Source organism: Planotetraspora silvatica (genome assembly GCF_016863315.1).
GTDB classification, from domain to species: domain Bacteria; phylum Actinomycetota; class Actinomycetes; order Streptosporangiales; family Streptosporangiaceae; genus Planotetraspora; species Planotetraspora silvatica.
Genome location: NZ_BOOQ01000068.1, coordinates 15,617 through 28,167 on the forward strand (window position 1 = coordinate 15,617; position 12,551 = coordinate 28,167).

At 66.0% G+C, this 12,551-nt stretch carries 12 protein-coding genes and 3 tRNA genes; 6 read left to right on the plus strand and 9 right to left on the minus strand.

Annotated features, from left to right (window positions below):
• The 4 genes from Psi02_RS38510 to Psi02_RS38525 all read right to left on the minus strand — a co-directional run bounded on the left by Psi02_RS38510 (window position 1) and on the right by Psi02_RS38525 (window position 3,598).
• A complete protein-coding gene (locus Psi02_RS38510) occupies window positions 1-1,290 on the minus strand; it encodes an MFS transporter (protein ID WP_203980864.1) in 1,290 nt (429 codons plus the stop codon).
• A gap of 194 nt (window positions 1,291-1,484) precedes the next feature.
• Window positions 1,485-1,826, minus strand: a complete 342-nt coding sequence (locus Psi02_RS38515) for a metallopeptidase family protein (protein ID WP_203980865.1) — start codon at window positions 1,824-1,826, stop codon at window positions 1,485-1,487.
• Window positions 1,827-1,841: 15 nt separating this feature from the next.
• The gene (locus tag Psi02_RS38520) at window positions 1,842-2,669 is read right to left on the minus strand and encodes an ABC transporter permease (RefSeq protein ID WP_203980866.1); all 828 of its coding nucleotides are present in this window, start codon (window positions 2,667-2,669) and stop codon (window positions 1,842-1,844) included.
• Window positions 2,666-3,598: an ATP-binding cassette domain-containing protein gene (locus Psi02_RS38525; protein ID WP_203980867.1), complete on the minus strand. Its 933-nt coding sequence runs from the start codon at window positions 3,596-3,598 to the stop codon at window positions 2,666-2,668. The genes Psi02_RS38520 and Psi02_RS38525 overlap by 4 nt, the downstream gene beginning before the upstream one ends.
• A gap of 68 nt (window positions 3,599-3,666) precedes the next feature.
• Here Psi02_RS38525 and Psi02_RS38530 point away from each other — a divergent pair, with 68 nt between their 5' ends.
• The 5 genes from Psi02_RS38530 (at window position 3,667) to Psi02_RS38550 (ending at window position 6,277) form a co-directional block, all read left to right on the plus strand.
• A complete protein-coding gene (locus Psi02_RS38530; protein ID WP_203980868.1) occupies window positions 3,667-4,356 on the plus strand; it encodes a TetR/AcrR family transcriptional regulator C-terminal domain-containing protein in 690 nt (229 codons plus the stop codon).
• A complete protein-coding gene (locus tag Psi02_RS38535) occupies window positions 4,313-5,932 on the plus strand; it encodes a metallophosphoesterase family protein (RefSeq protein WP_203980869.1) in 1,620 nt (539 codons plus the stop codon). Before Psi02_RS38530 ends, Psi02_RS38535 begins: the two co-directional genes overlap by 44 nt.
• A tRNA-Glu gene (locus tag Psi02_RS38540) sits at window positions 5,933-6,005 on the plus strand.
• A 104-nt stretch (window positions 6,006-6,109) separates the two neighbouring features.
• Window positions 6,110-6,183 (plus strand) — tRNA-Asp (locus Psi02_RS38545).
• 20 nt (window positions 6,184-6,203) lie between these two features.
• Window positions 6,204-6,277, plus strand: a tRNA-Phe gene (locus tag Psi02_RS38550).
• 69 nt (window positions 6,278-6,346) lie between these two features.
• Here Psi02_RS38550 and Psi02_RS38555 read toward each other — a convergent pair.
• Window positions 6,347-6,877, minus strand: a complete 531-nt coding sequence (locus tag Psi02_RS38555) for a tyrosine-type recombinase/integrase (protein ID WP_203980870.1) — start codon at window positions 6,875-6,877, stop codon at window positions 6,347-6,349.
• 159 nt (window positions 6,878-7,036) lie between these two features.
• Between Psi02_RS38555 and Psi02_RS38560 the strand changes: the two genes are divergently transcribed.
• Window positions 7,037-7,774: a MerR family transcriptional regulator gene (locus tag Psi02_RS38560; RefSeq protein ID WP_203980871.1), complete on the plus strand. Its 738-nt coding sequence runs from the start codon at window positions 7,037-7,039 to the stop codon at window positions 7,772-7,774.
• Window positions 7,775-8,063: 289 nt separating this feature from the next.
• On the opposite strand, the gene Psi02_RS38565 is transcribed toward Psi02_RS38560, so the two are convergent.
• The 4 genes from Psi02_RS38565 to Psi02_RS38580 form a co-directional block, all read right to left on the minus strand.
• Window positions 8,064-8,528 (minus strand): tyrosine-type recombinase/integrase, encoded by a 465-nt coding sequence (locus tag Psi02_RS38565; RefSeq protein ID WP_203980877.1) that lies wholly within the window; start codon window positions 8,526-8,528, stop codon window positions 8,064-8,066.
• Between the two features lie 1,368 nt (window positions 8,529-9,896).
• Complete coding sequence (locus Psi02_RS38570) at window positions 9,897-10,061, minus strand: hypothetical protein (protein WP_203980872.1); 165 nt, start codon at window positions 10,059-10,061, stop codon at window positions 9,897-9,899.
• Between the two features lie 473 nt (window positions 10,062-10,534).
• Window positions 10,535-11,248, minus strand: a complete 714-nt coding sequence (locus Psi02_RS38575) for an SDR family NAD(P)-dependent oxidoreductase (protein WP_203980873.1) — start codon at window positions 11,246-11,248, stop codon at window positions 10,535-10,537.
• Window positions 11,249-12,003: 755 nt separating this feature from the next.
• On the minus strand, window positions 12,004-12,551 hold a 548-nt coding region (locus Psi02_RS38580), incomplete at its 5' end, for a DUF1707 SHOCT-like domain-containing protein (RefSeq protein WP_373317757.1).

Consider the following 12,551-nt stretch of genomic DNA (forward strand, 5'->3'; position numbering starts at 1 on the left):
TCAGGTGGCGGCGCGAACCTTGGCGATGATCTCCGTACGAGTTTCGGTCCAGAGCATGCTCAGCACGGCCGCGACGGCGAAGCCGCCCACGCCTGCCAGGGCGACCACAGGCTCTGGACCGAACTGCTGCGTGAGCACTCCTCCGATGAGGATGCCGACCCCCTGGGCGGCCAGCAGCCCGGACTGCACGAGCCCGAAAGCCTGCCCGCGCTCCGCGGCCGGGATGCATTGAACGAACGCCGCGTTGGCGGCGAGCTGGTAGGCCCCTCCGATCCCGGACAGCGCCCACAACGCCAGCACCCACTCCAGCGGCGGCCGCATCAGGCACGCGACGAGGGGCGCACAGGTCAGCATGGCCATCCATCCCATCGCCCGCAGACGGCCCGTCGGGGTGACGAACCGCCCGAAGAGGAACGCCCCGACCACGGTCCCCGTCGGCATCGCCGCCATCAGCAGCCCCGTGATCACCGGAACCGGGAGCGTGCCGTCATTCAGGGTCGCGGCATACGGCACGGCGATCCCCTCGGGCAGCACGTAGAACCCGCACAGCCAGGCGAACAGGACCAGGGTCCGCAGTCTGCGGTCGCCGAAGACCAGTCGGGCACCCGACATCGTCATGGTCCACATCGACAACCTCCCGCCCTCCTCGCGCCGTGACGAGGGGCGCCGCCGTACACCCGCGACGATCACCAGTGCGGAGCCGAGGAAGGTCGCCGAGTCCAGCGCGAGCGCGCGGTACGGCCCGAGCACGGCGATGAGCGCCCCGCCGGCCGCGAAGCCGAGCATCTGAACCGCCTGGTTGGTCACGTTCTGGATGGCCGATCCCACGACGTAGCGGTCACCCTCGAGGACCTCGGGCAGCAGCGCCGCCCTGGCGGCGGAGAAGGGCGCGCTGAGCAGCACGACGCAGAAGACGAGCACGCACAGCACGGCGAACGGCATGCCCGGCACGGCCATGGTCGCGAGCATGCCCGCGCGGAGCAGATCGCACAGGAGCATGACGCGCCTGCGCGGATAACGGTCGGCGAGCCCGGCCAGCAGCGGCCCGCCGATGATGGGCGGCAGGTAGGTCAGGGCGTAGACGGCGGCCGTGGCGAGCGCCGACTGGGTGCGGCTGTACACGAGGACGGCCAGAGCGACCTGGGCGAGCTGATCTCCGAGGAGCGACAACCCCTGGCCGAACCACAGGGCACGGAACTCCCTGATCGCGACGACCTCGCCGTAGGTGATGCGGGTCTCGGCTGGACGGCGGTGCCTTCCGGAAAGTCTGCCGGGCTTGGTGGCCGCCAATGTCACTCCGCTGAGCTCCGGGGATGCCGCACGTGCCGTACCGTGCCCCGCCGTACGGCACCTGTGCCGTGCTGTGCTGGGCTTTTGCCGTTCTGTACGGTGCGGACACCACCCGAGTGGGGCCGCACCTGACAGATCGTGGTCAACATGTTACCTACGGTGCCCGGGTGTTTCGACCCTTTGCGACTGCGTGATTACCAACCGAGTTCGTGAAGCCTCTCATCGTTGATGCCGAAATGGTGGGCGATCTCGTGGACCACGGTTATCTGTACCTCTTCGACCACGTCCTCTTCCGTCTCGCAGATCTCGAGCGTCGGGTTGCGGTAGATCTCGATCCGGTCCGGGAGGACGCCGGAATACCACTCGCCGCGTTCCGTCAGGGGGATGCCGGTGTAGAGCCCGAGGAGCCCGGGCTCGGGCGGGTCGTCCACGACGACGACCACGACGTTGTCCATGACCTTGGCCAGATCGGGCGGGACCGTGTCCAGCGCCTCGGCCACGAGCTCCTCGAACCTGTTGAGCGGGACGTCGATCACCTCCTCATCGTGTCATCAGGACGTCGCCGTCCGGTATCGCCGCACGGCGAGTGGCACGAAGACCGCCAGGATCAGCACCGACCAGCAGATCGTCGACGTCACCGGATGCCGCAGCGGCCAGGACGCCGCGGCGGAGCCGGGATTGCCGAAGAGCAGGCGAGCGGCCGAGACGACCGCGCTCATCGGGTTCCAGTCCGCGATCGGACGCAGCCAGGACGGCAGCCCCTCCAGCGGAACGAAGGCGTTGGCCAGGAACGTCAGCGGGAAGAGCCAGCCGAATGTCGCCGCGTCGGCTTGCGCGCCGCTTTTCACGAAGAGCCCGATGTAGGTGCCGATCCAGATCATCGCGTACGCGAAGAGGGCGAGCAGCCCGAACCCCGCGAGGGTCTCCAGCGGCGACCCGTGCGGGCGCCATCCGGCGATCACCACGCCGCACAGCGCCATCATGGCGACGGAGAGCAGGTGTATCGACAGGTCGGCCACACTCCGCCCGACCAGTACGGCGCCGCGCGCGATCGGCTGCGCCCGGAAGCGGTCGATGAGCCCGAGGGCCATGTCCTCGCTGACCGCGGTCGCGGCCGCCACCGCCGTCAATGCCGCGACCTGCATGAAGATGCCCGGCATCAGATAACTGCGGTAGTCCCCGCCGCCGGGCAAGGTGATCGCACTGCCGAAGACGTATCCGAACAGCACGGTCATGATGATCGGGAAGACCAGGAAGCCCGCCAGCTCGCCCGGCTGGGCGCGCAGGCGGGAGTAGGTCCGGCCCGCGATGGTGAGGCTGTCGATCAGGGCCCAGCCGAACCGGGCGGATCTCGTGGCGGGGGGTTCGAGCACGGTCATGCCGCGGTCACCTCGGTCAGCCGCAGGAACACTTCGTCGAGCGTCGGCCGGCGCAGGCCGAGGTCGTCGACGGGGATGCCCGCCGCATCGAGGGCCGTGGCCACTTTGATGAGCGAGGCCGCGCCGTCCTCGACGGGAACGGCGAGCCGGCGTTCGCCCCGGTCGATCTCCGGCTCGCCGGGAAGGACGCCGCGGACCACCTCGATGCCGGCGGAGAGGTCGCCGGCATCGCGGAAGGCGATGCTCACCCGCCCGCCGCCGACCTTGCCCTTGAGAGCGGACGGAGAGCCGGACGCGACCACTCGGCCGCTGTCGACCACGACGATCTGGTCGGCCAGATGGTCGGCCTCGTCGAGGTACTGGGTCGTGAGGAGCACGGTAGTGCCCTCGGAGACGAGCTCGCGGAGCAGGTCCCACAGGGCGAGCCGGCTCCGCGGGTCGAGTCCTGTCGTCGGTTCGTCGAGGAAGAGCACCGGAGGGGCGACGATCAGGCTCGCGGCCAGGTCGAGCCTGCGGCGCATGCCGCCGGAGTAGGTCTTCACGGGCCGGTCGGCCGCCTCCGCCAGGCCGAATCGTTCGAGCAGCTCGCCTGCCCGGCGCCGTGCCGTACGGCGGGGCAGGTGGTAGAGGCGGCCGAACATGACGAGGTTGCGCTGACCGGTGAGCAACTCGTCGACGGCGGCGTGCTGACCGGCGAGACCGATGCGATACCGGAGGCGGTCGGCGTCGGCGACCACGTCGCAGCCGGCCACGCGGGCCGTGCCGCCGTCGGGCCGGAGCAGCGTGGTCAGGATGCGGACCACGGTCGTCTTGCCCGCGCCGTTCGGGCCGAGGAGGCCGCAGACGGTCCCCTGAGGCACCTCGAGATCGACCCCTTTCAGGGCGTCTACCGCGCCGTACCGCTTGCGCAGTCCTTCCGCATAGATCACGGAGCCTCCTTAACGTTGTTAAATATAACGCCGTTAAGCGTGCATTGAACGTTGTTAAGCTGTCAACCGTGGCACTTGAACGGGACAAGATCGTCGCGACGGCGCTCCGGCTGCTCGACGAAGTCGGGCTGGAGAAGCTGACGCTGCGGAGGCTGGCGGCCGACTTGGGCGTGCAGGCTCCCGCGCTCTACTGGCACTTCAAGAACAAGCAGGAACTGCTGGACGAGATGACGGAGGTCATCACCATCCAGGAGGGGCCGCGGCTCGGACCGCTGGGCGAGGGGGAGTCGTGGGAGGCCTGGCTGGCGGAGTGGGTGAAGGAGCAACGCCGGGTGCTCAACTCCCACCGCGACTCCGCGCGGCTGACGGCGGGAACACACCCAGGTGAGGGGATGTTGGCTACCGTCGAGATGATCCTGGGCTCGCTCACCCGGGTGGGTTTCACCGTCGTGGACGCGATGTGGGGTGTGACGGCCCTGTTGAGCTTCCTCAGCGGCTTCGTGCTTGAGGAGCAGGCCGACAGGGAACGGGGAACCGGTGACTGGTCACAGTTCCAGGAGGCCGTAGAGATCCTTACCCCGTATCCCCACCTTCGTGAAGCGATGATCCGGATCGGCGGTCCCCAGAGCCAGGGCGCATTCGAGCACGGCGTGACCCTGATCCTCGAGGGCATGCGGGCGCGTCTGGCGGCGAGTTCGGGTAGGCAGGAAGGACATGGAGATCTCGAAGTGGAAGGAGACCGCCCGGCGGCTGGGTAAGGGCCGTACGGCGCGGATCCTGGCGATCATCCTGGCCGCGGTGGCCGGGGGATGGCTGGGCCTGGCCGTCGGCGCGTCCGTGGACACGCCGGTGGGTCCCGCCGACATCGGGATGTCCCTGCGTCCCTCGTGGAGCGGCGAGACCGTCGTCGACGTCCGTCCGCTCGGCACACTGAGCTTCGACACCCACAACAGCCCGGTACAGCTGAGCCTGACGATCAATGCGGTCCACCCGGATGCGGCCGAGGAGATCCTGAACAACCCGCGATGGGCCGACCGGCTTCCGACGATCATCGGGCAGGACGTGACCGACGGGCTTCGCCACCTGATCATCCGGGGACTGATCTTCGCCGTCGCCGCCGGATTCATGACCGGCCTGGTGGTCTTCCGGCGCCTGTCCCGGGCCGCGTGGACCGGGGCGGGATCGCTCGTCATGGTCGTCGTCGTGGGCGGGCTCACCGCCCTGACGTTCAACCCCCGGTCGATCTCCGAGCCCCGGTACACGGGCCTCCTGACGGGCGTACCGTCCCTGGTCGGCAGCGCCCAGTCGATCGCGACCCGGTTCTCGGAGTACCGCGGCCAGCTCGCGAAGCTGGTGACCAATGTCTCCCGGCTCTACGAGGCCGGCTCCACTTTGCCGATCTACGACCCGGATCCCAGCACGATCCGGGTCCTGCACGTTTCGGACCTGCACATCAACCCGATCGCCTGGAACGTCATCAAGTCGCTGAAGGACCAGTTCAAGATCAATTTGATCATCGACACCGGGGACATCAGCGACCACGGGACGAGCGCGGAGAACGAGTTCGTCGAGGAGATCGGCCGCCTGGGCGTGCCGTACGTCTATGTGCGCGGCAACCACGACTCGATGGGCACGCAGCGGGCGGTCGCCAAGCAGAAGAACGCGATCGTCCTGGACGGCAACGCCGCGACCGTCGACGGGCTGCGGATCTACGGCATCGGCGATCCCCGCTTCACGCCGGACAAGTCGGTGCAGCTGTCCGACGACTCCAGCCAGGAGCTCACCGATCTCGGCCGTGCGCAGGCCGAGAGGATCGCACCTCCTGAGGCGCCGAGGTCGGCGTCGACCTCGAGCCCGGGCAGGATCCCCACCGACATCGTGGCGGTCCACGACCCGACGGTGGGCCGGGGACTGTCCGGTCAGGTGGCGCTGGTGCTGGCCGGCCACGTGCACCAGCGGTCCACCGAGATGTTGCCGACGGGTACGCGGCTGATGATCCAGGGATCGACCGGCGGCGCGGGTCTGCGCGGCCTGGAAGGGGATGAGCCGACCCCTTTGATGGCCTCGGTGCTTTATTTCAACAAGAGCACGCACCGGCTCCAGGCCTGGGACGACATCACCGTCGGCGGCCTCGGAGAGCAGCGAGTCGAGGTTGCGCGTCGTATCGAGCAGGACCCTGGCCGTAGAATTCTTCCGGAGTCGACGACGCCCCCGCAGCCAACGGGGACGATCACCGGCTCCCCGTCGCCAATCGCTTTGGCATCGGGGGCATACGTCCCCTATGCTTCAGAGGTCTCCGACGGAAGGCGTCGCGGAAACAGGGCAGTGCCCTGAGCCCCCATCGTCTAGCGGCCTAGGACACCGCCCTTTCAAGGCGGCGGCACGGGTTCGAATCCCGTTGGGGGCACGCGCGATCGCCAAGCGTGACAGCGGAACGGAAAGTCGATGACCTTCCCGAAGCTGGTAGGCTAGGCGAGCTGAACAAGACGGAAGAGATCTTCCGGACATAGAGGTCCTGTAGAGCAGTTGGAGTGCTCGCCACCCTGTCAAGGTGGAGGTCGCGGGTTCAAGTCCCGTCAGGACCGCGTACGGCGGTAGCCGCCGAGGTCAGGTAGCTCAGTTGGTACGAGCGTCCGCCTGAAAAGCGGAAGGTCGGCAGTTCGACCCTGCCCCTGACCACAGCACCTGAACAGCCAGAACGCCCCGCCCATGATCTTATGGACGGGGCGTGAGTGTTTATCTGAGTGACTAAGGTTCCGGGCCCAGCGGGAAAATCTTGTCCATTACCGTCGCCCCCTCCTGCATGACGGGGCGGATCTGCTTGCGGTACACCGTCTCTGTCACCACCGTATTCGTGTGACCGACCAGACGCGAGATGTGCTCAATCGGGACATCGTGTGCGGATAGCAACGACACGAAGCTGTGCCGCAGTTCTCTCGGCGTCCATTGCCCCCGGTCGATCCCTTCCGCGTTCTTGATGGCAAGACGGAAGTCACGCCGGACATTCTCCGCCGTCATGGCGGTCCCGTTCCGAGTGCCGAACACGCGACGCTCGCTCAGCTTCTCAGGGCCGTGCAGGCGTGCCTGTTCCTCCATGAGCGACTTCAGGGTCAGCACGCACCGCATAGGGATGCGCAGCGAACGCCGGGACTTGCTGGTCTTGGTGTCGCCCGACTGCCGGACGGAACGCCACACGTAAATGGCGACCTGTTCGTGTTCCCAATCGACTTCGGTCACAGGTCGCCAGGATTGCCGCTCCTGATCGAAGACCACGATCATTGTCGTCCAGTGCTGAAGCGGCTGTCCGCCGGCCCGCGCAGCGGACCCGCGAGGGATGGTGCCGCCTGACGTCGCGTCAGGTGCAAGCAGGAGAAATGGCCGATGTCGGGTCTTGTGCCTGACGTCGCGTCAGGCAATAGCGTCTATTCGGGTGATCACATGGACGAGCAATCTTGGAAGATCGGTGACCTGGCCGCGGCGACGGGCCTCACCGTCCGAGCTCTGCATCATTTCGATCGGATCGGGCTGCTGGTGCCCATGCTGCGCACGCCCGCCGGGCACCGGCTGTACACGGACAGCGACGTCCGCCGGCTGTACCGGATCCTCGCGTTACGCCAGCTGGGGATGCCGCTGGCCCATATCGCCGATTCGCTCGACGGCGACCTTCAGGACTTCGGCTCGGCCGTACGCGCCCAGCTCTCCCACGTCGAGCGAACCATCGAGACGCATCGGCACCTGCGCACCCGGCTCACGGCCTTGCTCCAAGCCACCCTGCGGGCCACCGAGCCGTCCATCGACCAACTCATCCAAGCCATGGAGGCACTGGTGCAGGCGAACGACTTCACGCCCAAGCAATTGGCGCAGGCGAAACGGCGACACCTGGAGCCCGGATTCCCTGACAGGTTCGCCGGATGGCGGCGGCAGGGGACAGAGATCGTCGCCGAGCTCCAGGCCCATATCGACGGCGGAACGGACCCGGCCGATCCCGCTGTACAGGAGTTGACACGGCGATGGACCGCGGTGATTCGGGACATGGCGGCCGGGGAACCGGCCATGATGTCGTCGATCTATGCCCGCATCGAGCGAAAAGGGCCCGAGGTCGCCACCCGCGGTGTACTGACCGCGCAGGTCTGGGACTACCTCCAGCGGGCGTTCGCAGTTGGCTTCGGCACCTGACCCGCTCCGGCGAGTCAGGAGATCAGGCGCTCGCGTGCCCGTTGCGTGCCCGTTCGGTTGGCGATCAGCGGTAAGCAGCGGGGACTCATGGTGACTCGACCGCCATACGTCCAGGTGAGCGTTTCCCCAGCTCGGATAGCATGATCTTGAAAGACTTCCCAAGATGACAGCGCGGGTTCGATTCCCGTCACCCGCTCCACACACGAAGGCCCAGGTCAGAGGATGATTCCCGACCCGGGCCTTGATCTTTGTTGGGCTTGTTTCTCACTCCCGTGCCAGATTTGGCAGATCAGTTGATCTTGGTTCCAATGAGTGGCGGATCATCGTCGTCGTCCTCCGCGCCGAGTCCTTGCTTGACGATCTCACCCATGGCGTCAGCGATGGCACGATCTCTGTCCTCGGCGGCGTGCAGATAGACCGTGGCCGCTTTCGTGCTGGAGTGACCCATGCGGGTCATCAGCTCCTTAAGGGTCGCGCCAGTTGCCGCCGCGAGCGTGTTCCCTGTGTGCCGAAGGTCATGGATGTGGATCTTCGGGAGTCCTGTCTTGGCCAGTGCCTTCGCCCAGACTTTCGTGAAGTTGCTGCGCCGAAGTTGGGCACCCTTCTCCCCCACGAACACCAGACCATCAGGTGCCTGCTTGCTGAACCGTTGAAGGTGCCAGGCGAGATCGCCGATGATCACCTCCGGAAGCGCGACCACCCGAGCGCCGGCATCCGACTTGGGACGCCCCGTGATCAGCTCACCCGTCTTCATCTCGGACACCGACGCCTCCCGGACGGCAGTCGCGAATGTCTGGCAGCTATCGGGGGCGGGGGGAGTCCGGCCGGGGTTGCACCTCCGTCGCCGGCCCGCTGCCGCTCCGCGGTGGGGTCGACGACAAACGGGGTGGCGAGGCCTAGTCTTGCGACGAAACGGCGATTCCGTTCATTCGGTGCGTCAGGACGGGGTGGCGCAGATCACAAAAGTGCTCCACTTAGCGTCTTCATTGGTGGAATTCTGGAACCGAAGGACCCAGGAATTACTTGCGTCATCCGCTGCGGATGTAGGGATAGTAATGAACTGATTAATATTACTAATTGCAGCGCTCAGTAGCCTAGCTCCACCGGAAATCGGCACCTTCCCGCTAGGGCACGGGACTGATTGTTCAGGGGTGAGGGAGGTGCGCGGTACCGTGACGATTGGTCCAGGCACGAACTCAAGGCCCAAGACACCCGCTGGACCTCGATTGCCCATATCTCCCTTGGGACCTTGCGGACCCTGTGGCCCTTGCGGACCCTGATCGCCCTTGGGCCCTCTGGAGGTCTGGAATGCCTCTGCTTCCGTATCGCTCTTCTGGAGCGGCGTCACAGCCGTGGCGAAGTCGCGCATCAGATGCTGGCGCTGGTGCTCGTGTTGGCGTCCGTGTTGATGCTGATTATGCCTGTTGTTGTTCTTGTTCCTAGGGTCAGAGTGAGGGAGGAAGCGAACGGCAGTGCCAAGGCCTGCCTTGTTCGCGGGAGAGACACCTTCAGTTGCGGCGCGGGCGGTGACGACGCCTCCCAGGGATACACCTGTGCTCAACAGGGTGCCGATCGCCATGGCACCGAGAAGACTGCTGGACTTGGGCAACTTTATTTCCCCCTGAAAGGTATTTCCATTTTGGACTTTCTGGCATATTCCAAGTGGCCGACAGCTGCCAACATTGACCGTCCAGTCCGAGTCATTCTTACACCGCCTAGATTGCCACACAGTCGAGCAGTAAACGCCCGCTAGCGACTCCTATCTTTCCATTTGACCTTTTCTTAATAGTGGCCGCCGACATGGCCCTTTTTGTCCTCCGTTATCACCATGGCGCTTTTCTGCACCAAATTAGGCGCAGATCGCCTTTATGGGAGCACGCTCGGGCCCGTTCCTCTCGTCTGCTGTTGGCCCATCTCGTAGCGGCAGCGGGCCTGACGTGCTCGTTGCGTGCCCGTACGGTCGGCAACCCGCAGGGAATCACGGGGACTCACGGGCACTCGACCCACATATGCCCAGGTCAGCGTTCTCGCAGCTCAGACCGCATGGTGATGAAAGACTTCCCAAGCTGACAGCACGTGTTCAAGCGTCCCCACGCGGTCTGGGTACGGCGGCTAGCCTTTGTCACCCCAGGATCGAAGCGGCCCTTGCGTATGCCTGACTGGCCAAGTCGGTAAGCATGGCCTTTTCGCTGGCCCAGGCGTCGGGATTGTCTGCCGTGAAGGGGCGCGCGACGAGGCGCACCTCGATGAGGTAGTCGCCGTGGCGGATCAGGGCGGCCCAGGTCACCGGATAAGCTCCGGATGGGTCCCGGAGGCGGTATCCCCACGCGCCCGCGCGGGCAGAGAACTGGTTCGCCTAATGACGGGGTCTCGTCGATGTCGTGGACGCCGGCGAGGGCACATCTAGGGCACATGACAGCGTGATCAGCCGCGAAATGACGAGAAGCGCCGAGATATCAAAGCCGCAGGTAAGAGGCACCATTGGCGCTCCAATGCTGGTCAACCACACCACCGTGGCAGTTCACGAACTACAGCTACTCAGGCTGAGTCGCGTGCCAGATGCGTGCCAGATTGAACGGCGATCAGCGGGGACTCACGGGAAGTCACGGGGGCTCGACCAGCGCTGAGCTGCACCCCCTGTTTCCCAGCTCAGAGAGGGTAGATCACTAGCCGATTCCCAAGCTGACAGCGTCGCCGGCCTACTGCCGCTTGCGGTTGTGTCGATAGACACGGCGTGATGGACGAGGGGTGCGGGCGTGGTCAGTGGCCGGCGCTCATGCCGCCGTCCACGTGGAGGATCTCGCCGGTGACGAAGGGCGCGTTCTCCAGGTAGACGACCGCCTCGACGATGTCGTGGATCTCGCCCATGCGGCCGACGGGCTGCAGGTCGGCGAGGAACTGGTGGGTCTGCGGGTCGTGCATCGGGGTGTGGGTGGTGCCTGGAGAGACGGCGTTGGCCCGGATGCCGCGAGTGGCGTACTCGATGGCGAGGGACTTGGTGGCGGACTGCAGGCCGCCCTTGGTCAGCGCGGCGAGGACGGACGGGACTCGGGAGTCGGGGTTGTCGACGATGCTGGCGGTGATGTTGACGATGTGCCCGCCGCCCTGGGCGAGCATCTGGCCGACGGCGAGCTGGGTGAGGTGGAAGAACCCCGCCAGGTTGATCCTGGTTATGGTGGCGTAATCCTCGGCGGTGTAGTCGGTGAACGGCTTGGCGACGTAGACGCCCGCGTTGTTGACCAGGGTGTCGACGCGGCCGAACCGCTCGACGGCCGCGGAGATCACCCGTTCGGCGGTGGCCGGGTCAGCGATGTCGCCCTGGACCGCGAGGACGCCCGCGTCCTCGGCGGGGGGGATGGTGCGCGAGGTGGCGACGACCGCGTGGCCGAGCTTGCGGTAGGCCTCGACCAGGCCGGCGCCGATGCCCTGCGAGGCCCCGGTGATGACGGCAACCTTCTGATTCTGCATGCTCATGACATAACTCCGGATGTTCGACCGAGCGCGAGCACGGGCTCAGGGATGGGATGGGATGGGATTCCTCGACCTCGGCTGCCGCCGCCGGTCGACTCTCCGTTGTTATTGGTGTGCGTGTCGCGACCCCGTCGTTGTCTTACGTCGGGGCGGACCACCAGCTCGATGCCGAGGAGCATGCACCACTTAGCACGAGCTGCCACCCCAGACGATTACGGGGCAAAGGTTGCTGGACGCGGCACTGACCTGCGGAGGGAGGTCATGCGTCACGCCCCCGCACCTACCCGCTCGAACAATTGTTCTAACCCCTGCGCGCGGAAGGAGCGTCGCAGGTCCCCGTCTGGGTGTCCAACTGAGTGACACCCGCAGTGCCCTAACGCACCCGTCCAAGCACTCCCATGCACACCCCTAATAGCCCCCCACCAGGGTCCACACTGTCGTTCACGGCCATCGCTTTCTTCTCCTTCGATCTTGATGTCGCAATCACGAAGGATCACGCGATGGCCGTACTCATTTCACGACGCCACGCCTCTACCAGCGGAAACTCTTACACCACTCCCGTGGACGCAACCCGCATGGTCGACCGGAGACGTGCACAGCGACTGAGTCGTAAACGGACCGTACCGACGGTGATCGTCGCCGAACACTGGCAGAACGAGACGGGCCATGACCTCGTCGCATTCCACGCTGAAGCTCTCCGATCCCGAGGCCCGCTGCGTTTCTGGGCTACGAGTCAGCGGCGGCCGAGGCACCGCGGGCTAACGTCGAGGGCGCTGCTCGATGACCTTTGCATGTACGAGCGTGCCGACGAGCTCGATGTGAAGAAGGAGATCGGCAGCGGCGTCCCTGGAGTGAAGCTTGACCTTGGAGTACGTTCGAATGAGCCCGTCGGCGTTGATCACGGTGCCCGGCGAGCTGACGATGAACAGCTTGCTGTGCACCATTTCCGCGTCGACGCGCAGGACGCTCGCAGTGATCACCGCGCGGGTGAAGTCGAGGGTGACTCGGCCGTGTCGCGCGCGAAGCTTGATGCGCGCGGGCACCCGCCACCGCCCCTCCTTCACGTACTTGCCGCCCCCTTGGTCGATCACGAGTACGTCGTCGGCTGCAGGCGCGAGGTCAGCGGTGAGTCCGGCCAGATCGCCGAGCGTCCGGGCCGCCAGCGCACGCTCCAGCCGGGTGTCGAGTTCCTCGGCATCGAGTCGACCGTCACCGGCGGCGATTCGCAACGCGTCCACGACACGGTCCCGATCCCCGTGCGATGCCCGCAGATCGGGCAGATCATCCGATATGGGAAGCACGCTAG